Origin of the sequence: Streptomyces sp. XH2 (genome assembly GCF_049725035.1) — a bacterium.
In the GTDB taxonomy this organism is placed as follows: domain Bacteria; phylum Actinomycetota; class Actinomycetes; order Streptomycetales; family Streptomycetaceae; genus Streptomyces; species Streptomyces roseoverticillatus.
Genome location: NZ_JBMMMZ010000015.1, coordinates 254,250 through 278,149, shown reverse-complemented (window position 1 = coordinate 278,149; position 23,900 = coordinate 254,250). Strand labels below are relative to the sequence as shown.

Here is a 23,900-nt window from a genome sequence, read left to right as displayed (position 1 = left end):
TCCCCCGCTCACTTGCCGAATCCGAAGCCGGTGGCGCCCTGCACCTTCGCGCGCAGCCGCCGGCCCTTGTCCGTGGCCTGTTCGTTGAGCTCTTCCTGGAAGTGCTGCATGCGGGCGAGCAGGTCGTCGTCGTGGGCGGCGAGCATGCGGACGGCCAGGAGGCCGGCGTTGCGGGCGCCGGCGACGGAGACGGTGGCGACCGGGACGCCGGCGGGCATCTGGACGATGGACAGGAGGGAGTCCATGCCGTCCATGTACTTCAGCGGGACGGGCACGCCGATCACCGGCAGGGGGGTGACGGAGGCGAGCATGCCGGGCAGGTGGGCGGCGCCGCCCGCGCCCGCGATGATCGCCTTGAGGCCGCGGCCGGCGGCCCGCTCCCCGTAGGCGACCATCTCGCGCGGCATCCGGTGCGCGGAGACGACGTCGACCTCGTAGGGGATCTCGAACTCCTCCAGGGCCTGGGCGGCGGCTTCCATGACGGGCCAGTCGGAGTCGGAGCCCATGACGATGCCGACGACGGGGCCGACAGCGGTGGAACCAGTCATTCCGTGATCGTTCCTCGCAGATATCCGGCGGCGTGGCTCGCGCGCTCGCGCACGTCCGCCAGGTCGTCGCCGTAGGTGTTGACGTGTCCGACCTTGCGACCGGGCTTGACGTCCTTGCCGTACATATGGATCTTCAGGCCCGGGTCGCGTGCCATGCAATGGAGGTACGCGGAATACATGTCGGGATAGTCGCCGCCGAGCACGTTGGCCATGACGGTCCACCGGGCGCGCGGGCGGGGGTCGCCGAGCGGCAGGTCGAGCACGGCGCGCACGTGGTTGGCGAACTGCGAGGTGACCGCGCCGTCCTGGGTCCAGTGGCCGGAGTTGTGCGGGCGCATCGCGAGCTCGTTGACGAGGATGCGGCCGTCTGCGGTCTCGAACAGCTCCACGGCGAGGTGCCCGACGACGCCGAGCTCCTTGGCGACCTTGAGGGCGAGCTGCTGCGCCTGCGCGGACAGCTCGGCGGAGAGGCCGGGCGCGGGGGCGATCACCGTGTCGCAGACGCCGTCGACCTGGACGGACTCGACGACGGGGTACGAGACGGCCTGGCCGTGCGGGGAGCGGACGACGTTCGCCGCGAGCTCGCGGACGAAGGCGACCTTCTCCTCGGCGAGGACGGGCACCCCGGCGCGAAAGGGTTCACTCGCCTCTTCTGCGCTGCGGACGATCCACACCCCCTTTCCGTCGTATCCGCCGCGCACCGTCTTCAGGACGACGGGGAAACCGTCGCCCTCGGCGGCGAAGCGCTCCACATCGGCGGGGTCCTCGACGATGCGGTGCCGCGGGCACGGCACTCCGATCGCGTCGAGCTTGGCCCGCATCACGCCCTTGTCCTGGGCGTGCACCAATGCGTCGGGCCCGGGGCGGACGGGGATGCCGTCCGCCTCCAGGGCCCGGAGGTGCTCGGTGGGGACGTGCTCGTGATCGAAGGTGATCACGTCACACCCTTGTGCGAAAGCACGAAGGGTTTCCAGGTCGCGGTAGTCGCCGATGACGACATCGCTGACCACCTGGGCCGCCGAGTCCTGCGGAGTGTCACTGAGCAGCTTGAACTTGATGCCGAGGGGGATGCCCGCCTCGTGGGTCATACGGGCGAGCTGGCCGCCGCCGACCATGCCGACTACCGGGAACGTCACGCCCCCAGGGTATCCGTACGGGGGAACAGCCCCGGACCGCGTTCGGAGGATCATCCGAAAAGGCGGCGTCTGCCCCGTTGGCCGATATGACTCGCGTTCGTCTCACGTTCACCGACTCCGTCCATCGGTGGCAGAACGCGCTCGCTAGCATGAAAGCTGCCCCACGCCCCCAAGACGCCCATTCAACGGAGCCTGACGATCCCATGAGTCAACGGCGCACAGTGCGTTCCCGGCTGGAGCGGGTGGCCCGCGAAATCGCCAAGTTCGGCGCGGTCGGGGCCATCGGGTTCGTGGTCAACTTCATCGTCTTCAACATCTGTGTCCACGGTTTCCACCTCGCGGTGGTGCGCTCGGGTGTGATCGCCACGGCCGTGGCGATCGCCACGAACTACGTCGGCAACCGGTACTGGACCTACCGGGACTGCGACCGGAGCCGGCGCAGCCGCGAGATGAGCCTGTTCCTGCTGTTCAGCGGCGCCGGGCTGGTCATCGAGAACGGCATCCTGGCGCTCTCGCACTACGGCTTCGGCCTGACGTCCCCGCTCGCGGACAACATCGCGAAGAACGTGATCGGGCTGGGGATAGGAACGGTCTTCCGCTTCTGGTCCTACCGCACGTGGGTCTTCCGCGCGCAGGCGGTGGAGACTGCGGAATCGTTCCTGACGGAGGAGCCGGCGCGCGCGGAGGCGCGCAAGTAAACGGCCGGCACGTACGCCTGCGGGCAGCCCGGCACCGCCGGGCACGTCCGGTGGAGGCCCCGGGCGACCGCTGGGAGGTGCCCCCGGTCGCGGCGCGGGGTTTCCTGCCCGGCGGCAAGAGCCTGCGGGGCGACCGAGGGCCTGTCCGCCGCCGGCCGCGCCCCGGATCAGACGCTCACGTCCGGCTCTTCCGATTCCCGGCTGAGGAAGAGGGCGAAGACCGGCGGGTTCGCCTGGAGGAGTTCCAGGCGGCCGCCGTCCGCCTCCGCGAGGTCCCGTGCGACGGCGAGCCCCAGCCCCGTGGAGTTCCGCCCGCTGACGGTGCGCTCGAAGACCCTCGCTCCGAGGTCCGGCGGCACCCCCGGCCCCTCGTCCGTGACCTCCACGACCGCCTGGTTGCCGGTGACGCGCGTCCGCAGGGCGACCGTGCCGTCGCCGTGCATCAGCGAGTTCTCGATGAGGGTGGCGAGGACCTGGGCGACCGCCCCCGGCGTGCCGACCGCCCGCAGCCCCTGCTTGCCCGAGCGCACGATGGCCCGGCCCTCGCTGCGCGAGGCGGGCCGCCACTCCTCGATCTGCTGCTTGATGACCTCGTCCAGGTCGAAGGTGACGGCCGAGCTGGACTTGGGGTCGCGCGAATTGGTCAGGAGCCGCTGGACGACGTCGGTCAGCCGCTCGACCTGGGCGAGGGCGATCGTCGCCTCCTCCTTGACCGTCTCCGGCTCGTCGGTGAGCGTGATCTCCTCCAGCCGCATGGACAGCGCCGTCAGGGGCGTCCGCAGCTGGTGCGAGGCGTCCGCGGCCAGCCGCCGCTCGGCGGTGAGCATCCGTGCGATCCGCTCGGCGCTGCTGTCCAGGACGTCGGCGACGCGGTCCAGCTCGGGCACTCCGTAGCGGCGGTGGCGGGGCCTGGGGTCGCCGGAGCCGAGCCGCTCGGCGGTCTCGGCGAGGTCGGTGAGCGGCGCGGTGAGCCGGTTGGCCTGCCGTACGGCCAGGAAGACGGCGGCGACCACGGCGAGGAGCGCCACCGCGAGGATCACCAGCAGCGTGCGGCCGACCTCGCGGCTGACCGTGGAGCGGGACTCCTCGACCCGGACGAGCTCGCCCTGCTCGCCCTTCTGCGCATTGGCGATGACACCGCCCTCGGGCCGGTCGCCGATCTCGATCGGCGCGCGCCCGGGGATCTCGATCCGGGCGTACCGGTCGGCGGTGATCTGCTCGCTGAGCACCCCGGACTCGACCCGCTCGCCCCCGACCAGGCGGCTGTCGACGATGCTGACGAGCCGTACGGCCTCGGACTGCACGCTCTCCTGGGCGCTGCTCTCGATCGTGCGGGTCTCGACGATGACGAGCGAGATGCCGAAGACGGCGATCACGACGAGCACGACGGCGAGCGTGGAATTGATCAGTCGGCGGCGCACGGGTTGCCCTCCGGGCGGGGTGGTACGAACGCTGGTCCCCGCCGGGCGGACCGCACGGCCCGCCCGGCGCAAGGGCTCAGCTCTTCTCGAAGCGGAACCCGACGCCCCGCACGGTGGCGATGTAGCGGGGGTTGGCCGCGTCGTCGCCGAGCTTCTTGCGCAGCCAGGAGATGTGCATGTCGAGGGTCTTGGTGGACGACCACCACGTGGTGTCCCAGACCTCGCGCATCAGCTGATCGCGGGTGACCACGCGCCCCGCGTCGCGGACGAGCACCCGCAGCAGGTCGAACTCCTTCGCCGTCAGCTGCAGTTCCTCGTCGCCCATCCAGGCGCGGTGCGACTCGACGTCGATCCGCACGCCGTGCGTGGCGGGCGGCTGCTGGTGGGCCTCGACGGTGCCGCGCCGCAGCAGGGCCCGGACGCGCGCCAGCAGTTCGGCGAGACGGAAGGGCTTGGTGACGTAGTCGTCGGCGCCGGCGTCCAGGCCGACGACGGTGTCCACCTCGTCGGCACGGGCGGTGAGCACCAGGACCGGGAAGCCGTGGCCCTCGGTGCGCAGCCGGCGGCAGACCTCCAGTCCGTCCATGCCGGGCAGCCCGAGGTCGAGGACGAGCAGGTCCACCCCTCCCTTGAGCCCGGCGTCCAGCGCCGTGGGACCGTCTTCTCGCACCTCCACCTCATACCCCTCGCGGCGCAGCGCGCGTGCGAGCGGCTCCGAGATGGACGCGTCATCCTCGGCGAGCAGTACTCGGGTCATGCAGTGATGGTAGTCCGCGCGGGCCCACGTCAGAGGCGTACCGGCGGCTACCCGCGGCAACCCTTGACAGCCCGGTACGGACCTTTGAGGGTGCGAAAACGGTTCCCCGATGCGATGTGATCCGCGTCTCAACTCCTTCCGTTTGCGGGCGGGGTGTGACGTATGGTGACCAGACGTCTGTAGCTACAAGGGGGCCTTTCGGATCGTTCTCGGCGCGCCGAAGGCCTCTGTTGTGCGCAGGACTGGATACCCCAGTCTTGTTACACAGTGAATGACCTGGCGGCCGGGTCCGTCGCGCGAAGGGGCGCGAGGGCGTGGATCCCGGTGACGGCTGTCCCACCGCTCTCTTGGAGGAGGGAGCGAGCCCCTTGGACGTGGGGCGGGCGGCGCGGTGACCGGTGCCGGCCAACCCCCACCCGGGCGCGTAGCAGCTGCAAGCGGCGCGTCCCGAGCACACAAGGATCGACATGGCGTCCAGCCTGACGAAGGGTGCGGCCCAGCAGGAGAAGACCTCTCCCGTTTCCGGCGGCAAGACCTTCCTCGGCCACCCCCGCGGCCTGGCCCCCCTCTTCATGACGGAGATGTGGGAGCGCTTCAGCTACTACGGCATGCGCGCCCTCCTCGTCGTCTACCTGATCGCCGGCGGCCCGGACGCGAAGCCCGACAGCCAGGGCGGCGGTCTGGCCATGCCCGAGGCGAGCTCGGTGGCCATCTACTCCGTCTACGTGGCGATGGTCTACCTGCTCGCCATGCCCGGCGGCTGGTTCGGCGACCGCGTCTGGGGCCCGCGCAAGACGGTCGCCATCGCGGCGGGCGTCATCATGGCCGGCCACCTGACGCTGGCCGTCCCCGGCAAGCCGACCTTCTTCGCCGGCCTCGCGCTGGTGGCGATCGGTTCCGGTCTGCTGAAGGCCAACATCTCCACGATGGTCGGCCATCTCTACGACGGCCCGCAGGACCCGCGCCGCGACGGCGGCTTCACGATCTTCTACATCGGTGTGAACACCGGCGCCTTCGCCGCGCCGCTCGTCATCGGCACCGTCGGCCAGAAGGTCAACTGGCACCTGGGCTTCGCGATCGCCGCGGTCGGCATGGGTCTCGGCCTGCTCTTCTTCCTGTGGGGCACCCGCCACCTCAGCCCGCAGAGCAGCGTCGTCCCGAAGCCGCTGACGGCGGCCGAGCGCAAGTCGACGCTCATGAAGGTCCTTCTCTGGCTGGCCGTCGCCGTCGCCTTCTACGGCGTCGTCGGTGGCACCGGTCACTTCACGCAGAAGTGGGCCACGATCCCGCTCGCGCTGGTCGGCCTGATCGTCCCGATCACGGTCCTGACCCGCATCAAGCGCGACAAGGACCTGACCGCGAACGAGCAGACCAAGGTCAGCGGCTACATCTGGTTCTTCGTCGCCGCCGCCGTGTTCTGGATGATCTTCGACCAGGCGGGCTCGACCATGTCGACCTTCGCCGAGAAGAAGACCACGGACAACGTCTTCGGCATCGGCTTCCCGTCGACCTGGTTCCAGTCGGTCAACCCGCTGTGGGTCATGGCCATCGCCCCGGTCTTCGCGTCGATGTGGCTGATGCTGGCCCGCAAGGACCGCGAGCCCAGCACCACGGTGAAGTTCTCGATGGCCATGGTCATCATCGGTGCCTCGTTCTTCGTCTTCGCCATCCCGATGGCGATGGCCTCGGACGGCTCGAAGGTCACCCCCGCCTGGCTGCTGATGATCTACGGCATCCAGACCATGGGTGAGCTGTGCCTCTCCCCGGTCGGCCTGTCGCTCACCACGAAGATGGCGCCGCAGAAGTACGCGAGCCAGATGATGGGTGTCTGGTTCCTCGCGGTGACCGCGGGTGACTGCACGATGTCGCTGCTGACGGAGGCGGGTGTCGACCTCAACGGCTCCGCCGTGATCCTCGGACAGGCGGCGGCCGCCACCCTGGCCGGCTTCGCGGTGTGGCTGTCCCGCAAGCGGATCGAGAGCCTGATGGGCGACGTCCGCTAAGAGCAAGCACGAAAGGGCCCCCGGCGCATCGATGCGCCGGGGGCCCTTTGCCGTGCCTCAGTCGGGCGGCGGGACAGTGCCGGGAGCGAACCAAGGAAGACCAGGGTTCCCGGGGGCGGCGACAGGCCGGGGCCGCAACCGGTCGACAAGAAGCATCCCCACTCGAAAGAGCCCCACGGCCACCACACCCCCCAGCAGCACCCAGAAGAGAACGACCCCCCAGGGCCGGGCGACGTCCCAGGGCTCGGTGACGAGCACCTTCTCCCCGTACTTCAGCGACACCTCGTAGGGCCCGTGGGCACCCGCGGCGAGCTCCACATCGAAATCCACGCGAGCCCGCTGCCCCGCGGGAACGGTCCCGTGCCACTTCCGCTCCTCCCACGCGGGAGCGAGGACGCCCCGTGCGGTGCCGACGCGGAAGACGGGGTCCTTGACGGTCTCGGAACCGAGGTTGCCGACGGTCACGACGAGCCGCCGCGTGGGCGGCGCCCCGAACCAGGTGAGCAGCCCGCCGGAGCCCTCCAGCCGTGCGGCGAGCACACCCAGCCGGGCGCCGGAGGGCACGGGGACGACAGGGTGCCCGGCGACGACGAGCGGAACGTCCACAGCCTGGGCGTCACCCATGACAGTGGCGACGTGCACCACGCAAGGACAGGGCCGAGGCGGCTCAGCGACGAAAACCTCTCTCCGGAAGCGCCCGTCACTCCCTGTAGTGACCGTCCGCCCGTCCGCATTGGCGCAGTCGTTGGTGCCCCCCACCATGTTCTGCCCGCACACCAACAAGGTCAGCAGGGCACCCGGCCGCCACCCCTCCCCCGTCACCACCACAGAGCTGCCCTTCCCTGCCTGGGACCGATTGAGGGAGAGCCTCGGACCCCCATCAGCCGAAGCGGTGCCCGCAGATGGCAGGAGGAGAACGAGCACGGCCAGCAGGAGAACGACCAGAGAGGCGCCGGGGCCGCAGGGGCAGGGTCCTGGACGCTGACGTGTATTTGCGGCGCCAAGTGCCGGGGGAGCCTGCGCAGGGGAGCGGGGCGCCGTACATATACGGTCCAGGACCCTGCCCCGGAGGCCCCGGCGCCGGCCCACGACGCGGCGCACCAGCACCACCGCACCGGCCGAAGCGAGCACGCCCCCACCTCCCACCGGCACCACCCACCGCCACGGCGTGTACGACGCCGCGCCGCTCGCCCGTACCCCGCCCTCCGCCGAGGCGGTGACCCGCACCGTCACGGAGTCCAGCCGCGGCGCGTCCGCCCACCGCTCCACCCGCTGCACGGCGCGCCCCGGCGGCAAGGCCTGCGGGGCGTCACCGACCGTGCGGCGGAGGACCGTGCCGAAGATGCCGTCGGCTCGGATGGCGAGGCGCGGCGCCAGGACGGTGTTCCCGCGGTTGACGACCGCGTACCGGATGACCGCGCCGCGCCCGTCCGCCGCAGCGCTGACCCGTACGTTCTCGACGGCGAGCGCGGGCAGCGCGGGCGCACCGCTCACCCGTAGAGCGAGGGGCACCCGTACCTCCCGCCCCTCTCCCGTGACGACCACGGTCCCGGACCGGTCGCCGGGGACGGACCGGTCGCCGGCCCCGGAGCCGTCGCCGGGGACGGTCACGGTCAACGGGACGTCGGCGCGCGTGCGGGCGGGGACCCGTACCTGCCGTTCGGCGAGGGAGATCCAGGGCGCGGAGGCCCGGAGCGCGAGGGAGCGCGCGCGGTCCGTAGGGTTGACGAGGGACAGCTTGTCGGTGAGGACCGCGCCGGGGGCGCCCTCCAAGTAGAACGACGTCCGGTCGTCCGGCCCGGGCGCGGCCGTACCGGCGGTGGCGGGCGCGGCGGACCAGGCCGCGGGCCGGTCGTCGGCCGCGGCGCGGGCGACGGTGGCCGCCGGGGCTCCGGACGCGCAAAGCATCACTGCGGCCAGGACCGTCACCAGACGACGACGCAAGGCGGTTGCCTCAGCGGGCGCCGGCGCGGCGGCGCCGGGTCAGCCAGAGCGTGCCGGCGATGCCGGTGAGGAGGACGGTGCCGCCGAGGGTGCCGAGGGCGATGGCGGAGTCGGCGGGCCCGGTCTGCGGGAGCTGACCGCCGCCGGTGGCGGAGGACCCGCCCGTGGCGGAGGACCCGCCGGTGGAGGACGAACCACCGGTAGCAGCCCCGCCGCTGGAGGACCCACCGGTGGAAGATCCACCAGACGCGGAGGACCCGCCGGAGGCAGCGGCCCCTCCGGACCCCGTCCCCCCGTCCCCCTTGATCTCCAGCGTCAGCGACGGCTTCGGATCGTTCGTGGGTGTGCAGGTCGTGGTCGTCCCCAGCGCCGAGATGGTCAGCGTGGAGGCGGTGAACGTGACGCTGCCGCTCTTCTTCGGGGTGTACGTCCCGGACAGGTCGCTGATCTTGATCGGCGTGTTGGCGGGGATCGGCTCCGCGTTGGCCGGCCCGGAAACGGCCACCGTGCCGCTGTCCGCACCGCCCAGCTTGATGACGGCGCTCGGCTTCATCGCGCCCTTGCCGAGCTCGATGGGGCTGGAGGAGACGCCCTTCTCGAAGGACATGGTCAGCTTGTACGAACTGCCGTCCGCGACGCCCTTGATGTCGATGGGCGAGACGGCGCTCTTGTCACCGATGGGGGTCTTGCACGCGTAGGCGACGTCGACGGTGACGGCGTGCGCGGCCGGGGCGCCGAGCAGGACGGCCCCGCCGGCGAGGGTCACGGCGACTGCGAGTGCGCGGCGCGGGTTGTGGGACACCTCTGGTTCCCCTCTCGTCCGGTGCCGCCGCCGGGAAAACTACTGACGGCACATCAGATCGGGCGCAGACAGTACGCCGGGGACCTTGAGGAAGGAAGAGAAGGAAAGAAGAAGCCGGACAAGAAAGCGACGGAAGGGACGGACGAGGCAAGGCAAGCGGGCAAGCGGGCAAGCGGGCAAGCGGGCAAGCGGGCAAGCGGGCAAGCGGGCAAGCGGGCAAGCGGGCAAGCAAGGGCCTAACCCGGAGCGGCCAGCTCCGCCCACACCGTCTTCCCGGCCCCGCTCTCGTTCCGCACGACCCCCCAGTCCAGGCAGAGCCGCTGCACGATGAACATCCCGTGGCCGCCGGGCCGCCCGCCCCGGTGCGGCGTGCGCGGCGCGGGCGTGCCGGCGCCGAGGTCGACGACCTCCAGGCGCAGCACCTTGCCGGCGCAGCTGACGCGCAGTTCCTCCGGTCCGTCGGCGTGCAGGCAGGCATTGGTGACGAGCTCGGAGACGACGAGGAGGACGTCCTCCGCGGCGGCGCGGTGGTCGGCACCGGCGGCGGGCAGCCAGCCCCAGTCGTAGAGGGCCTGCCGGGTGAAGTCGCGGGACATCGGTACGGCACCGCTGACCCCGACGAGGTGCAGCCGGCGCACTCCACCGGGGGGCGCACACGACGAGGGCGCCTCCGGCGTCGCCGCACCGGACGGCGCATCGGACGGCGGACCAGCCGGCATGCCGGACGGCGTACCGGGCGCGCCGGACGAGGCGGCGCCGCCCGCCCCCGGACCGGGGTCGCCCGGCGGAGGGCACGGCCGGGTGGTGCTCATCAGCGCTTCACCTCACCGATTCACCGATTCAGAACGGAACGTAACGAACGTATGGACGGAACGGACCCGACGGAGCAGATTCAGCAGACTCCTGCCCGACCGATTCGTGAGAACACCCACTTCTTCGGCACGGATCCTGTGATGCATACAACTGCGGGACACGGCTCCAGACCGGAACCGCGTAACGTTTGAATAACACACAGGAAAGCGTGCGAAGGGCGCGGGCGCCAGGGGTCAGCCGGCGAGCCCGGCGAGCGCCGCGTCGAGCGTCTCGTGCACGGTGAAGACGGCTTCCGCGCCGGTGATCTCGAAGACGCGGGCGACCACGGGCTGCATCGCGGCGAGGTGGATCCCGCCGCCGCCGGCCTCGGCCTGGAGCCGGGCGCCGAGGAGGACGTTCAGACCGGTGGAGTCACAGAAGTCCAGCCGGGAGCAGTCCAGAACGACGCGCACACCGCCGTCGGCGATGGCCGCTTCGAGCGGCTCGCGGAGCACATCCGCCGTGTGGTGATCGAGCTCGCCCACCGGCGTCACGATCGCGCTCGACCCGTCCCGCCGGACGGCTACATTCAGCCGGCCCCTCGCGCTGCCGACCATCCCGCGATCCATGCGCATCCCTTCTCGGTGTGCCTGCGTGGCGCTCCGAGAACACTACGCCTTCCCTACGGCCTCCGGAAGCGGAAGGTCCGGCATTATGCACATATCCGGACATCACGCACTTGCGGTGCGAGGGCGAGGGCAGGTAGGGCTAGTAGGACGACATCCACCACGAACGGCTTTGGAGGCGCCGCTCACCGCAGCACGACGCGACGGCATCGGCAGCCATATGCCGAGAATGATGGAGGAGACCATGTCACCCCGGCTCGACGAAACGCATGCGGAAACCCGTACGGCGTCGTCGGCAACCCCACCCGAGCACGACGTCCCCGGCGCGATCACCGAGATCGCGGACCTCGGCCCCACGCCCCCCGGCGAACTGGCCCCGGACGACGCCCGGGCCCTGTCCAAGACGCTCTTCGCCCGCCTCGAAGCGCTCGAAGAGGGCACCCACGAATACGCCTACGTCCGGAACACCCTGGTCGAGCTGAACCTCGCGCTCGTGCGGTTCGCCGCCGCCAGGTTCCGCACCCGCAGCGAGCCGATGGAGGACATCGTCCAGGTCGGCACGATCGGCCTCATCAAGGCCATCGACCGCTTCGAGCTCAGCCGGGGCGTCGAGTTCCCGACGTTCGCGATGCCGACGATCATCGGCGAGATCAAGCGGTTCTTCCGCGACACCAGCTGGTCCGTGCGCGTGCCGCGCCGGCTCCAGGAGCTCCGCATCGACCTCGCCAAGGCCGGCGACGAGCTCGCCCAGGCCCTGGACCGCGCCCCCACCGTCGGCGAACTCGCCGAACGCCTGGGCCTGTCCGAGGACGAGGTCGTCGAGGGCATGGCCGCGAGCAACGCCTACTCGGCGAGCTCCCTGGACGCCGCCGCCCAGTCCCAGGACGAGGAGGCCGAGAGCACGCTCGCCGCGCGCATCGGCTACGAGGACCACGACCTGGAGGGCATCGAGTACGTCGCCTCCCTCAAGCCGATGATCGCCGAACTCCCGCACCGGGACCGGAAGATACTGTCCCTGCGGTTCGTGGCGAACATGACCCAGTCGGAGATCGGCGAGGAGCTGGGCATCTCCCAGATGCACGTCTCGCGCCTGCTCTCGCGCACGCTCCGGCGCCTCCGGAGTGGGCTGCTCACCGAGGAGTGTGGAGTGAGGCCTTCGGCCTCCGCCCGCCTTTCGCCGCGTGCCGCACGGGACCAACCCCCGTGCGGCACGCGGCATTTCGCTGACCGGCGCACGCCCTCCACCCGGGAGGTCCGGCAAGAACCCGGCAAGAGGAGGCGCACTGCACGAACGTGGGGCGCCCCGTACGCGCCGGAGGTGTTGACCCGCCCGCCGCGGGGCGAATAGCGTCGCGGCGGCCTCTGGGGGAACGGCGGTGCGACTGGCGTGCGCGTTCTGCGGAAAGAGCGGGAAGACATAGAGGGCACGGCCGGCGCGGACGTCGTCGTGGTCGGCAGCGGCATCGTCGGCGCGGCGTGCGCCGAGTCCCTGACGCGGCGCGGGGCGCACGTCCTGGTGCTCGACCGGGGCCCGTTGGCCGCCGGGACGACCGCGTGCGGCGGGGGCAACCTCCTCGTCTCCGGCCGGGCCCCGGGGCCCGGACTTTCCCTCGCCCAGGCCTCCCTGCACCGCTGGCCCCGGCTCCTCGCCGCGCTCCGCGAGGAGCTCGGTCCGGGGCGGGCGGAGTGCGAGTACGAGGCGAAGGGCGGGCTCGTCGTCGCGACCGACGACCCGTCCGGCACCGCCCTGCGCGCCTTCGCCGCGGCCCAGCGCGCCGCGGGCGTGGACGCGCGGGAGCTCGCGCCGGGCGAGGCGGCCGCGTACGAGCCGCATCTGACGCCCCGTGTGCGCGCCGCCGTGCACTATCCGGAGGACGCCCAGCTGCAGCCGGTCCTGGCGGCCACCTCACTGCTGGCCGCCGTGCGGGCGCGCGGCGGCCGGATCCGCACCGGCGTGGAGGTGACGGGCGTGGAGACCGGCCGGGACGGGCAGCGGATCGTGGGCGTACGGACATCGGACGGGCGCATTCCGTGCGGTGCGGTCGTCAACGCCTGCGGCCCGTGGGCCGGGCAGTTCGCCGCGGCCGCCGGCGCGCCCCTGCCCGTCCTGCCCCGCCGCGGCACCGTCCTCGTCACGGCGCCGCTCCCGCACGGCACGGTGCGGCACAAGGTGTACGACGCCGGCTACGTGCGCGCCGCCGGCAGCCCGGACGCGGCGCTGCAGGTGGCGGCCGTGGTCGAGGCGACGCAGGCGGGGACGGTCCTGATCGGCTCCAGCCGCCGCCGCGCGGGCTTCGACGCGACGCTGCGCGCCGACGTGCTGCGCGCGCTGGCGCGCGGGGCGGCGCGCCTCTTCCCCGTGCTCGGCGGCGTGCCGGTCATGCGGGCGTACGGCGGCTTCCGCCCGTACACCCCCGATCACCTGCCGGTCGTGGGCGAGGACCCGCGCCGCCCCGGTCTGTGGCACGCGACCGGTCACGAGGGCGCCGGCATCGGCCTGGCCGCCGCCACCGGTGAGCTGCTCGCCGAGCTGTGGGCGGGCGAACCGCCGCACGTGGACCCGGAGCCGTTCCGGGCCGGCCGCTTCGCACCCGTGTCCTTCTGACACCCCCTGACACCCCGGCATCCGGAAGGAGAACGGATGGCACTGATGACGGTGTACGTCGACGGCGAGCGGCACCGCGCCCTGCCCGGCCAGACCGTGGCGGCCCTGCTGCTGGCGACGGGCCGCCGGTCCTGGCGCACCACCCGCCTCGGCGGCCGCCCGCGCGGCGTCTTCTGCGGCATCGGCGTCTGTTACGACTGCCTGCTCGTCGTCAACGGCCTCCCGGACGTCCGGGCCTGCCTGCGCGAACTGCGCGACGGCGACCGGGTGGAGACCCTGCGCGGCGCCCGCCTGCCCGCGGGCGCGGAGGCCCCGGAGAGCGTGCGGCCCGTGCGCGGCACAGCCGACGCCGGCGCGACCGACGCAGCCGATGCGACCGGCGCGGATGAGGCGGACGAGGTCGCATGAGCGGCCCTTCCTCCATACCTTCTCCTCCTCCCCTCGTGGTCGTGGTCGGCGCCGGCCCCGCCGGCTCGCGGGCCGCGCTGAGCGCCGCCCGGTGCGGCGCGCGCGTCGTGCTCGTCGACAGCGGGGAGCGCGTCGGTGGCCGGTACGGGCGGCGGCCCGCCGTCGTCACCGACGGAGCGGTCACCTCCGCCACGCACCCGCTGGAGGTGGCCGTCGCCGTCCAGCCCCGTATCGAGCACCTGGCCGGTGCCACCGTCTGGGCGCTGGAACCCGGCCCGGCGCCCGGCCGGCACCTCGTCCACCTGCAGCAGGGCCCCGCGGACGACCGCGGCCGCCCCGTGCGCACGCTCACCGCCGACGCGCTCGTCCTGTGCACGGGCGCCTTCGACCGCGCGCTGCCGTTCCCCGGCTGGGAGCTGCCGGGCGTGGTCACGGCGGGCGCGGCGCAGGCGCTCGCCGAGGGGCAGCGGACGGCTGTCGGCGCCCGGGCGGTGGTGTCGGGGACCGGCCCGTTCCTGCTGCCGGTCGCGCTGTCCCTGCTGGACGTCGGGGCGCACGTCCTGGGCGTGTACGAGGCGGGGAACCCGGCGCGCTGGCTGCGCAGCCCCGCGGCCGCCCTGCGCGACGGCGGCCCCGGCAGGCTCGCGGAGCTCGGCTCGTACGCCGCCGGGCTGGCCCGCGCCCGCGTCCCGTACCGCACCCGGCACGCGGTCGTCGCGGCGCACGGCCGGGACCGCGTCGAGGCCGTCACCGTCGCCCGCCTGGACGCCGGCTGGCACCCGGTCCCGGGCAGCGAGCAGCGTCTGGCGCCGGTGGACGCGGTGTGCGTGGGCTACGGGTTCACGCCGCAGCTGGAGCTGTCGCTGGCGGCGGGCTGCGCCGTGCGCGACGGGCACGTGGTCGTCGACAGGCGGCAGGCGACGACCGTGCCGGGCGTGTACGCGGCCGGTGAGCTCACCGGGATCGCGGGCGCGCCGGCCGCCGCGGCGGAGGGCGAGCTGGCGGGCCTGGCGGCGGTGGCGGACCTGGCCGAGCGCCTGTGGGCCACCGGCGGGACGGCCGGACCGGCGGAGCGTGCGGCGGACGGGGAGGCCTCCGGGGCGGGCCTCTCTCCCCCGCCTCCCGCCCGTGTCGCGGCCGCCGCCGCGCGGGTCCGCTCCGGGCGGCGGTTCGGGCAGGCGCTCGCGCGGGCGCACCCCGTGCCGGGCGGCTGGCGCGGCTGGCTGCGCGAGGACACGCTGGTGTGCCGGTGCGAGGAGGTGTCGTACGGGGAGCTGCGGGACGCCGTCGTGGCGCGCGGCGCGGACGGGATGCGGGCGCTGAAGCTCGCGTGCCGCGCCGGGCTGGGCGCCTGCCAGGGGCGGGTGTGCGGGCGGAACACGGCCGAGCTCGCCGCCGCGTTCCTGGGCTCCCCCGTCGCCGATCCGTACGCGATGGACCGGCGGCCGCTGGCCCATCCGGTGCGGCTCGGGGACCTCGCGGGGCCGCCGGACGGGGCCGGGGATGTGACTGCCGACCCACCGGTTTCGCCCGACACCCGTTGACTAGAGCTATTCAGCCACCCAAGATGTGCAGTGTTCTATTCAGAGCAGGGCAGAGCAGCGAGAGCAGCCGCCAGGGAGGCAGGGCCCCATGTCCGGACCGCGACCCGTACGAGCGCCGCGAGGCGACCAGCTGAGCACGCTGGGGTGGCAGCAGGAAGCCGCCCTGCGCATGCTGCAGAACAACCTCGACCCCGAGGTGGCCGAGCACCCCGACAAGCTCGTCGTCTACGGCGGCACGGGCAAGGCCGCCCGCGACTGGCGCTCGTTCGACGCCATGGTCCGCACGCTGCGAACGCTCAAGCAGGACGAGACCATGCTCGTCCAGTCCGGCCGGCCGGTCGGCGTCATGCAGACCCACGAGTGGGCGCCGCGCGTCCTCCTCGCCAACTCCAACCTCGTCGGCGACTGGGCCAACTGGGAGGAGTTCCGCCGCCTGGAGCACCTCGGCCTCACCATGTACGGCCAGATGACCGCCGGCTCGTGGATCTACATCGGCACGCAGGGCATCCTCCAGGGCACGTACGAGACCTTCGCCGCCGTCGCCGCCAAGAAGTTCGGCGGCACGCTCGCCGGGACGATCACCCTGACGGCCGGCCTCGGCGGCATGGGCGGCGCCCAGCCGCTCGCCGTCACCATGAACGACGGCGTCGCCATCTGCGTCGACTGCGACCCGCGCGCCATCGAGCGCCGCATCGAGCACCGCTACCTCGACGTGAAGGCCGACTCGCTCGACCACGCGCTGCAGCTCGCCGTCGAGGCGCGCGACGCCCGCCGCCCGCTGTCCATCGGCGTCCTCGGCAACGCCGCCGAGCTCGTCCCGCAGCTGCTCGCGATGAACGCCCCGATCGACATCGTGACCGACCAGACCAGCGCCCACGACCCGCTGTCCTACCTGCCGGTCGGCGTCCCCTTCGACGAGATGGCCACGTACGCGGCCGAGAAGCCCGCCGACTTCACCACCCGGGCGCGCGAGTCCATGGCCCGGCACGTCGAGGCCATGGTCGGCTTCCAGGACGCCGGCGCCGAGGTCTTCGACTACGGCAACTCCATCCGCGGCGAGGCTCAGCTCGCGGGCTACACCCGCGCCTTCGACTTCCCCGGCTTCGTGCCCGCCTACATCCGGCCCCTCTTCTGCGAGGGCAAGGGCCCCTTCCGCTGGGCGGCGCTCTCCGGCGACCCGGCCGACATCCACAAGACCGACAAGGCGATGCTCGAGCTCTTCCCCGAGAACGAGTCCCTGGCCCGCTGGCTCAAGATGGCCGGGGAGCGGGTCCACTTCCAGGGCCTGCCGGCGCGCATCTGCTGGCTGGGCTACGGCGAGCGCGACAAGGCCGGCGAGCGCTTCAACGACATGGTCGCCGACGGCACGCTCGCCGCGCCGCTGGCCATCGGCCGCGACCACCTCGACTGCGGATCCGTGGCCTCGCCGTACCGCGAGACGGAGGCCATGCTGGACGGCTCCGACGCGATCGCCGACTGGCCGCTGCTCAACGCCATGGTCAACGTGGCCTCCGGCGCGTCCTGGGTCTCCATCCACCACGGCGGCGGCGTCGGCATGGGCCGCTCCATCCACGCGGGCCAGGTGACGGTGGCCGACGGCACGGCGCTGGCCGGCGAGAAGATCCGCCGCGTCCTGACGAACGACCCGGGGATGGGCGTCATCCGGCACGTCGACGCGGGGTACGACATCGCGGAGTCGGTCGCGGAGGACCGCGGGGTCCGCGTCCCGATGCGGGAGGAAGCGTGAGCCGGACTGCGGGCGATCGTCCCGCAGGGCGGGACGGGTGGGCGCAGGACGACCACCGGCCCGCACCTGGGCACGAAACGCCCGGCGATACGGAAGCGCCGTCGCGGAGCACGGTCCGTGGGGCGGGCTTCCACGAGATGTGGCGCGACCTCGCGCCCATCGGCCGTGACAAGGACAGCGGCGGCTACCGCCGCCTCGCCTGGACCGGCGCCGACGCCGACTGCCGCGCCTGGTTCCGCACCCAGGCGGAAGCCAGAGGGCTCGCCTACGAGGTCGACCGGAACGGCAACCAGTGGGCCTGGCTCGGCGACCCCGCCGCCGGGGACGCCGTCGTCACCGGATCGCACCTGGACTCCGTCCCGGACGGCGGCGCCTTCGACGGCCCGCTGGGCGTCGTCTCGTCGTTCGCCGCCCTCGACGAGCTCCGCGGCCGCGGCGCGCAGCCGTCCCGCCCCCTCGCGATCGTCAACTTCGGCGACGAGGAGGGGGCCCGCTTCGGCCTGGCCTGCGTGGGCTCGCGCCTGACCGCAGGTCAGCTGGCCCTCGGCAAGGCCCACGCCCTCCGGGACGCCGAGGGGATCTCCCTCGCGCAGGCCATGGAGCGCGCGGGCTACGACCCGGAGGCCATCGGCCCGGACCCCGAGCGCCTGGCCCGCATCGGCGCCTTCGTCGAGCTGCACGTCGAACAGGGCCGGGCCCTGGCCGACACGGACCACGCCGTCGGCATCGCCTCCGCCATCTGGCCGCACGGCCGCTGGCGATTCGATTTCCACGGCGAGGCCAACCACGCCGGCACGACCCGCATCGAGGACCGCCGGGACCCGATGCTGACCTACGCCAACACCGTCCTCGCCGCCCGCAAGAAGGCGCGGCTGGCCGGCGCCCTGGCCACCTTCGGGAAGATCAGCGTCGAGCCGAACGGCGTGAACGCGATCCCCTCCCTCGTACGCGGCTGGCTGGACTCGCGGGCCGCCGACCAGCAGACACTCGACCTCGTCGTCGCCGAGATCGAGAAGGCGGCCGTGGAGCGCGGCGAGCGCGACGGCATCGACGTGCGGATCACGCGGGAGTCGTTCACGCCCGTCATCGAGTTCGAGCACGCGCTGCGCGACGAGCTCGCCCGCATCCTGGGCGAGGGCGGCGGCAGCGTCCCCGTCCTCGGTACGGGCGCGGGACACGACGCCGGAATCCTCTCCGGAGCCGTCCCCACCGCCATGCTGTTCGTACGCAACCCCACAGGCGTCTCCCACTCACCCGCCGAAACGGCCTCCGAGGACGACTGCCTGGCCGGGGTGACCGCACTCGCCGACGTACTGGAGGGCCTGGCGTGTCGCTGACGGCACAGACCTACTGGGCGGAGCACGCCCTTCTCGACACCGGCGTCGAGCCGGGCGTGGTCATCGAGACCGCTGCGCACGGCCGGATCACGGCCGTCCGCAGCGGGACCCCGGCCCCGCCGCCCGGGGCGGTGTCCCTGCGCGGCCTCACCGTGCCGGGCCTCGCCAACGCCCACAGCCACGCCTTCCACCGGGCCCTGCGCGGGGCCACCCAGGCGGGCGAGGGAACGTTCTGGACCTGGCGCGAGGTCATGTACCGCGCCGCCGACCGCCTCACGCCCGACAACTACTTCGCGCTCGCCCGTGCGGCCTACGCCGAGATGGCGCTCGCCGGCATCACCTCCGTCGGTGAGTTCCACTACGTGCACCACCTCGCCGGCGGCGCCCGCTACGACAACCCCAACGCCATGGGCGAGGCCCTGATCGCGGCCGCCGCCGAGGCCGGCATCCGCATCACCCTCCTCGACACCTGCTACCTCTCCTCCGGCTTCGGCGCCGAGCCCGACAAGCACCAGCGCCGCTTCAGCGACGGCACCGCCGAGCGCTGGGCCGAGCGCGTCTCCGCCCTCAAGGGCGACGACAACACGCGGATCGGCGCCGCGATCCACTCCGTGCGTGCGGTGCCCGCGGAGCAGCTGGGCACCGTGGCCGCGTGGGCGCAGGAGCGCGACGCGCCGCTGCACGTGCACCTGTCCGAGCAGACCGCCGAGAACGACGCCTGCGTGGAGGCGCACGGCTTCACGCCGACCGCCCTCCTCGCCCACCACGGCGTGCTCGGCCCCCGCACGACCGCCGTGCACGCCACGCACCTCACCCCGGGCGACATCCGCCTCCTCGGCCACTCGGGCACCGGCGTGTGCATGTGCCCGACCACCGAGCGCGATCTGGCCGACGGCATCGGCCCCGCGCCGGCCCTCCAGGAGGCCGGCTCCCCGCTCTCCCTCGGCAGCGACAGCCACGCCGTCATCGACCTGTTCGAGGAGGCGCGGGCCATGGAGCTGAACGAGCGGCTGCACAGCCGTACCCGCGGGCACTGGAGCGCGACCGCCCTGCTGCGCGCCGCGAGCGCCGACGGCCACGCCGCCCTCGGCTGGGACGAGGCCGGCAGCATCACCTCCGGCGCGCTCGCCGACTTCACGACCGTCGCCCTGGACTCCGTGCGCACCGCGGGCCCGCCGCCCTCGCTCGGCGCCGAGACGGCCGTGTTCGCGGCGAGCAACGCGGACGTCCGGGACACCGTCGTCGGCGGCCGGCACATCGTCCGCGACGGGAACCACCAGCTCGTCGCGGACGTGCCGGTGGAACTGGCGCGGACGATCGCCGCCCTGCGCGACTAGGGCCCGGCGGCGACGGCCGAGGCCCGACACCACAGCAACCACAGAGGAGTGCCGCACGCCCATGGCGACGACGGTCATCACCAACATCAGCAGTCTCGTCACGAACGACCCCTCCCTCGGCGAAGGCCCCCTCGGCACGGTCCGGGACGCGGCGGTCGTCATCGACGGCGACCGCGTCGTCTGGGTCGGCACGTCCAGCAAAGCACCCGCCACTGACAACCGCGTCGACGCCGAGGGCCGGGCGGCCCTGCCCGGCTTCGTCGACTCCCACTCCCACCTGGTCTTCGCCGGCGACCGGACCGCCGAGTTCAACGCCCGCATGTCCGGCCGCGGCTACAGCGCCGGCGGCATCCGCACCACCGTCGCGGCCACCCGCGCCGCGAGCGACGAGGCGCTGGACGCCAACGTGCGCCGCTACGTGCGCGAGGCCCTGCGCCAGGGCACCACGGTCCTGGAGACCAAGTCCGGCTACGGCCTCACCGTCGAGGACGAGGCCCGCGCGCTGCGCATCGCCTCGGCCCACACCGACGAGGTCACCTACCTCGGCGCCCACATCGTCTCCCCCGACTACGCGGACGACCCGGCCGCGTACGTGGACCTGGTCACCGGGCCGATGCTCGACGCCTGCGCCCCGCACGCCCGCTGGGTCGACGTGTTCTGCGAGCGGGGCGCCTTCGACGGCGACCAGGCCCGCACGATCCTCAAGGCCGGTGCCGCCCGGGGCCTGACCCCGCGCGTGCACGCCAACCAGCTGTCCTACGGGCCCGGCGTCCAGCTGGCCGTCGAGCTCGGCGCGGCCTCGGCCGACCACTGCACCCACCTGACCGACGCGGACGTGGACGCCCTGGCGAGCGGCACGACCGTCGCGACGCTCCTGCCCGGCGCGGAGTTCTCGACGCGCGCCCAGTGGCCCGACGCCCGGCGCCTGCTGGACGCGGGGGCGACGGTCGCGCTGTCCACCGACTGCAACCCGGGCTCGTCGTTCACCAGCTCCATGCCGTTCTGCATCGCCCTGGCCGTGCGGGACATGGGGATGACGCCGAACGAGGCCGTCTGGTCCGCGACGGCGGGCGGCGCGGCGGCCCTGCGCCGTACGGACGTGGGCCGCGTCGCCCCGGGCGCCCGGGCCGACCTCGCGCTCCTCGACGCCCCGTCACACGTCCACCTGGCGTACCGCCCGGGCGTGCCGCTGGTCTCGGCGGTCTGGCGCGCGGGCGTACGGGAGGCCTGACCCGTAGCCGGCGGCGCGCTCAGGCCCGCCGGCCGATCGCGTCCAGCCGCTCGTACTGAGCGTCCGTCAGCCGGACGTCCAGCGCGCCGGTGTTCTCCTCCAAGTGGGCGAGCGACCGCGTGCCGGGGAGGGGGACGAGCGTGGGCGAGCGGTGCAGCAGCCAGGCGAGCGCCGTCTGCGCGGGCGTCGCGCCCACTTCGCGCGCCACGTCCGCGACCGGTCCGCCCGGGGCGGCGTGCGCGCCCACGGCGACCGGGAAGTAGGCGAAGAAGGTGATGCCGTGCGCGGCGGCGTAGTCGACGACGTCGTCGTGGCCGCGCTCGGAGAGGTTGTACAGGTTCTGCACGGAGGCGACGGGGGCGATCTCCTGCGCCGCCCGCAGTTCGCCGACGGTCACCTCGGACAGGCCGATGTGCCGCACCTTGCCCTCGTCCTGCAGCTGCCGGAGCGCGCCGAGCTGGTCGGCGAGCGGGTAGGCGGGGTCGATGCGGTGCAGCTGGAGGAGGTCCAGGCGCTCCACCCGCAACCGCCGCAGCGCCAGTTCGGCCTGCTGGCGGAGGTAGGCGGGGTGACCGTGCGTCACCCACTCGGCAGGGCTGGGCCGTACGACGCCGGCCTTGGTGGCGACCGTGACGCCGTCGTACGGGTGGAGGGCCTCCGCGATGAGCTCCTCGCTCTCGCCGAGCGAGTAGGCGTCGGCGGTGTCGATGAGGCCGACGCCGAGCTCGACCGCGCGCCGCAGCAGGGCGACGGCACTGCCGCGGTCCTCGGGGGCGCGCCAGATGGGCGCCTGCATCGGGTCGGTGAGCCCGGCGGGAGTCTCGGCCAGCCGCATCGCGCCGTAGCCGATGCGGGTGACGGGCAGGTCGCCGCCGATGCTGTGGACGGGCGGGAAGGCCGGGGAGGAAGCGGGGGAAGAAGCGGGGGCTGCCGCGGTGTTCGTCATGACCGCAACGCTAAATTCTCACATCCGTGTGAGATTCAACCCCGTGTGAGGCAGCTCATATGAAGATCGGTGATCTGGCGCGCGAGACCGGAGTGAGCGTGCGGCTGCTGCGCTACTACGAGGAGCAGGGCCTGCTGGACTCCCACCGCCTGCCCAGCGGCCACCGGCGCTACGGGCAGGACGCCCCGGAGACCGTCCGCCGCATCCGCGTCCTGCTGGCGGCGGGCCTGCCCACGCGCGTCATCCGGGACGTGCTGCCGTGCGTACGGGGCGCGGGTGAGGCGGAGTTCGACCCGTGCGTCGCCCTGCACCTGCGCGAGCAGCTGCAGGGGCTCGACGCGCGCATCGGGGAGCTGCAGGAGACGCGGGCGGCCCTGGCCGGGCTGCTCACCGCGACGGAAGGCGCTGCGGCCGTGGACACGGCCGCGGCGTGAGCCCGCGCGCCCATCGACCGGCACCGATGAGCCGGTCGAAGGCGTCGTGCGGCGCGGGCGCGCCGGCCGCCTCCGCGAACGGTGGCCGCCCCGGAGGGCACCCCGGGCGCCGGCTCTTCCCGCATCCGGGCCGGTCCGGTTCGCACCCCGTCCCGACCCTCAGGCCCATCGTGTGCGGAAACCGCCCGCAGCGCATGCGATTTTCGCGGCCCCGTGTGGTGGAGTAGCTCCATGTCGTCCAGTGCCGTGCCCCTCGGCACCGTGGTGCGGGCCGCGGTGCGGCAAGGGCTGCTGCCCGCGTGGGCGCCCGTGGCCGGGCTGCTCGACGTGCGGGGGATCCGTACGGCCGCGGCGGCGCTGCGGGAGGCCTTCGAGGAGGCCGGGGCGCCGCGCGGCACGACCCTGCACGCGTTCGCCGTGAAGGCCGCTTCCCTGGTGCCCGTGCTGCGCCTGCTCGCCGCGGAGGGGCTGGGCGCCGAGGTGGCGAGCCCCGGGGAGCTCGCCCTGGCGCGGGCGGCGGGGGTGGCGCCCGAACGGATCGTGCTGGACTCCCCGGTGAAGACCGTCCCGGAGCTGCGCGAGGCCCTCGCCCTGGGCGTCGCGGTCAACGCCGACAGCCGCGAGGAGCTCGCCCGCCTGGACGAGCTGCTGGGGGACGCCGCCGGGCCGCCCCGCTCCCCGCTCGGCGTCCGCGTCAACCCCCAGGTGGGCGGCGGCAGCATCGACGCGCTGAGCACCGCCACGGACACGTCGAAGTTCGGGGTGGCGCTCCGGGACGACGGGGCGCGCGCCTGGCTCGTCCGCGCCTTCGCCGAGCGCCCGTGGCTCACCCGGCTGCACGCCCACGTGGGCTCCCAGGGCTGCCCACTGGAGCTGATGGCGGCGGGCGTGCGGGCCGCGTACGAGCTGGCGGAGGAGATCAACCGGACGGTGGGGCGCCGGCAGGTGACCACGCTGGACATCGGCGGCGGGCTGCCCGTGAACTTCGCGTCGGACGACGTGACCCCGACCTTCCGCGCCTACGCCCGCCTGCTCGCGGACGCCGCCCCCGGCCTGTTCGACGGGCGCTACGGGCTGGTCACGGAGTTCGGCCGCTCCCTCCTGGCCAAGAGCGGCCTGGTGCTGGCGCGCGTGGAGTACACGAAGACCGCGGGCGGGCGGCGGATCGCCGTGACGCACGCGGGCGCGCAGGTGGCCACCCGCACGGTGTTCGCGCCCGCGTCCTGGCCGCTGCGGGTCGCGGTCTTCGACGCACAGGGGCGGCCGAAGACCGGTCCGCCGGTGGACCAGGACATCGCGGGCCCGTGCTGCTTCGCCGGTGACGTCGTCGCGGCGGGCAGGCCGCTGCCGCTGCTGGAGGCGGGCGACCACGTGGCGCTCCTCGACACCGGCGCGTACTACTTCTCGAACCACTTCGCGTACAACACTCTGCCCCGTCCCGGGGTTTACGGATACGCGCGCGCAGAAGAGGAGAGTGACGCCGTGCGGTTCGCGACCGTGCGGGCTCCGCAGAGCCTCAGCGAACTCGTCGCCGAGAGCGGCGGCGCCTACGCGGCGGAGCTCACCGCCCTGCGCTGACCGCAC

Annotated in this window: 19 protein-coding genes and 2 pseudogenes; 12 read left to right on the top strand and 9 right to left on the bottom strand. The window is 73.4% G+C overall.

Features of this window, described 5'->3' with window-relative positions; all coding sequences use genetic code 11:
• Positions 1-8: 8 nt before the first annotated feature.
• The gene (purE, locus tag ACOTKD_RS30015; RefSeq protein ID WP_424892119.1) at positions 9-548 is read right to left on the bottom strand and encodes a 5-(carboxyamino)imidazole ribonucleotide mutase; all 540 of its coding nucleotides are present in this window, start codon (positions 546-548) and stop codon (positions 9-11) included.
• Positions 545-1,738 (bottom strand): 5-(carboxyamino)imidazole ribonucleotide synthase, encoded by a 1,194-nt coding sequence (locus ACOTKD_RS30010; protein WP_424892118.1) that lies wholly within the window; start codon positions 1,736-1,738, stop codon positions 545-547. Before ACOTKD_RS30010 ends, purE begins: the two co-directional genes overlap by 4 nt.
• 149 nt (positions 1,739-1,887) lie before the next feature.
• On the opposite strand from ACOTKD_RS30010, the gene ACOTKD_RS30005 reads away from it, so the two are divergent.
• A complete protein-coding gene (locus tag ACOTKD_RS30005; RefSeq protein WP_424892117.1) occupies positions 1,888-2,382 on the top strand; it encodes a GtrA family protein in 495 nt (164 codons plus the stop codon).
• Between the two features lie 167 nt (positions 2,383-2,549).
• Here the strand turns inward: ACOTKD_RS30005 and ACOTKD_RS30000 are convergent, their stop codons facing one another.
• Together ACOTKD_RS30000 and ACOTKD_RS29995 are read right to left on the bottom strand one after the other, a co-directional pair.
• A complete protein-coding gene (locus ACOTKD_RS30000; protein WP_424892116.1) occupies positions 2,550-3,803 on the bottom strand; it encodes an ATP-binding protein in 1,254 nt (417 codons plus the stop codon).
• A 76-nt stretch (positions 3,804-3,879) separates the two neighbouring features.
• Entirely contained in the window at positions 3,880-4,560 is a 681-nt protein-coding gene (locus tag ACOTKD_RS29995) for a response regulator transcription factor (RefSeq protein ID WP_030365213.1), read from the bottom strand.
• Positions 4,561-5,027: 467 nt separating this feature from the next.
• Here ACOTKD_RS29995 and ACOTKD_RS29990 point away from each other — a divergent pair, with 467 nt between their 5' ends.
• On the top strand, positions 5,028-6,563 hold the full coding sequence (locus ACOTKD_RS29990; RefSeq protein WP_424892115.1) for a peptide MFS transporter: 1,536 nt from the start codon (positions 5,028-5,030) through the stop codon (positions 6,561-6,563).
• Between the two features lie 57 nt (positions 6,564-6,620).
• Here ACOTKD_RS29990 and ACOTKD_RS29985 read toward each other — a convergent pair whose 3' ends face one another.
• The 4 genes from ACOTKD_RS29985 to ACOTKD_RS29970 form a co-directional block, all read right to left on the bottom strand.
• Positions 6,621-8,471 (bottom strand): hypothetical protein, encoded by a 1,851-nt coding sequence (locus ACOTKD_RS29985; protein ID WP_424892114.1) that lies wholly within the window; start codon positions 8,469-8,471, stop codon positions 6,621-6,623.
• A gap of 46 nt (positions 8,472-8,517) precedes the next feature.
• On the bottom strand, positions 8,518-9,309 hold the full coding sequence (locus tag ACOTKD_RS29980; protein WP_424892113.1) for an LPXTG cell wall anchor domain-containing protein: 792 nt from the start codon (positions 9,307-9,309) through the stop codon (positions 8,518-8,520).
• Positions 9,310-9,545: 236 nt separating this feature from the next.
• Positions 9,546-10,121 carry an ATP-binding protein gene (locus ACOTKD_RS29975; protein WP_424892112.1) on the bottom strand — a complete coding sequence of 192 codons (576 nt, stop codon included), beginning with the start codon at positions 10,119-10,121 and terminating at the stop codon, positions 9,546-9,548.
• A gap of 234 nt (positions 10,122-10,355) precedes the next feature.
• Positions 10,356-10,730 (bottom strand): STAS domain-containing protein, encoded by a 375-nt coding sequence (locus tag ACOTKD_RS29970; RefSeq protein ID WP_424892111.1) that lies wholly within the window; start codon positions 10,728-10,730, stop codon positions 10,356-10,358.
• A gap of 229 nt (positions 10,731-10,959) precedes the next feature.
• Between ACOTKD_RS29970 and ACOTKD_RS29965 the strand changes: the two are divergent.
• The 8 genes and pseudogenes from ACOTKD_RS29965 to hutI all read left to right on the top strand — a co-directional run.
• A pseudogene (locus tag ACOTKD_RS29965) lies at positions 10,960-11,868 on the top strand (SigB/SigF/SigG family RNA polymerase sigma factor); the annotation flags it as partial.
• 246 nt (positions 11,869-12,114) lie between these two features.
• Positions 12,115-13,332, top strand: a complete 1,218-nt coding sequence (locus tag ACOTKD_RS29960; RefSeq protein ID WP_424892110.1) for an NAD(P)/FAD-dependent oxidoreductase — start codon at positions 12,115-12,117, stop codon at positions 13,330-13,332.
• Positions 13,333-13,368: 36 nt separating this feature from the next.
• A pseudogene (locus tag ACOTKD_RS29955) lies at positions 13,369-13,617 on the top strand ((2Fe-2S)-binding protein); the annotation flags it as partial.
• Positions 13,618-13,736: 119 nt separating this feature from the next.
• Positions 13,737-15,284 carry an FAD-dependent oxidoreductase gene (locus tag ACOTKD_RS29950; protein WP_424892109.1) on the top strand — a complete coding sequence of 516 codons (1,548 nt, stop codon included), beginning with the start codon at positions 13,737-13,739 and terminating at the stop codon, positions 15,282-15,284.
• Positions 15,285-15,372: 88 nt separating this feature from the next.
• Positions 15,373-17,031 (top strand): urocanate hydratase, encoded by a 1,659-nt coding sequence (gene hutU, locus ACOTKD_RS29945; RefSeq protein WP_424892108.1) that lies wholly within the window; start codon positions 15,373-15,375, stop codon positions 17,029-17,031.
• 137 nt (positions 17,032-17,168) lie between these two features.
• Positions 17,169-18,368 carry an allantoate amidohydrolase gene (locus ACOTKD_RS29940; RefSeq protein WP_424892162.1) on the top strand — a complete coding sequence of 400 codons (1,200 nt, stop codon included), beginning with the start codon at positions 17,169-17,171 and terminating at the stop codon, positions 18,366-18,368.
• A complete protein-coding gene (locus ACOTKD_RS29935; RefSeq protein ID WP_424892161.1) occupies positions 18,365-19,705 on the top strand; it encodes a formimidoylglutamate deiminase in 1,341 nt (446 codons plus the stop codon). Before ACOTKD_RS29940 ends, ACOTKD_RS29935 begins: the two co-directional genes overlap by 4 nt.
• A 61-nt stretch (positions 19,706-19,766) precedes the next feature.
• Positions 19,767-20,936: an imidazolonepropionase gene (gene hutI, locus ACOTKD_RS29930; RefSeq protein ID WP_424892107.1), complete on the top strand. Its 1,170-nt coding sequence runs from the start codon at positions 19,767-19,769 to the stop codon at positions 20,934-20,936.
• Positions 20,937-20,955: 19 nt separating this feature from the next.
• On the opposite strand, the gene ACOTKD_RS29925 is transcribed toward hutI, so the two are convergent.
• A complete protein-coding gene (locus ACOTKD_RS29925; RefSeq protein WP_424892106.1) occupies positions 20,956-21,882 on the bottom strand; it encodes an aldo/keto reductase in 927 nt (308 codons plus the stop codon).
• Positions 21,883-21,941: 59 nt separating this feature from the next.
• Between ACOTKD_RS29925 and ACOTKD_RS29920 the strand changes: the two genes are divergently transcribed.
• Positions 21,942-22,316, top strand: coding sequence for a MerR family transcriptional regulator (locus ACOTKD_RS29920; RefSeq protein WP_424892105.1), 375 nt, complete (start codon positions 21,942-21,944; stop codon positions 22,314-22,316).
• A gap of 231 nt (positions 22,317-22,547) precedes the next feature.
• Positions 22,548-23,894 carry a diaminopimelate decarboxylase gene (locus tag ACOTKD_RS29915; RefSeq protein WP_424892104.1) on the top strand — a complete coding sequence of 449 codons (1,347 nt, stop codon included), beginning with the start codon at positions 22,548-22,550 and terminating at the stop codon, positions 23,892-23,894.
• Positions 23,895-23,900 lie beyond the last annotated feature (6 nt).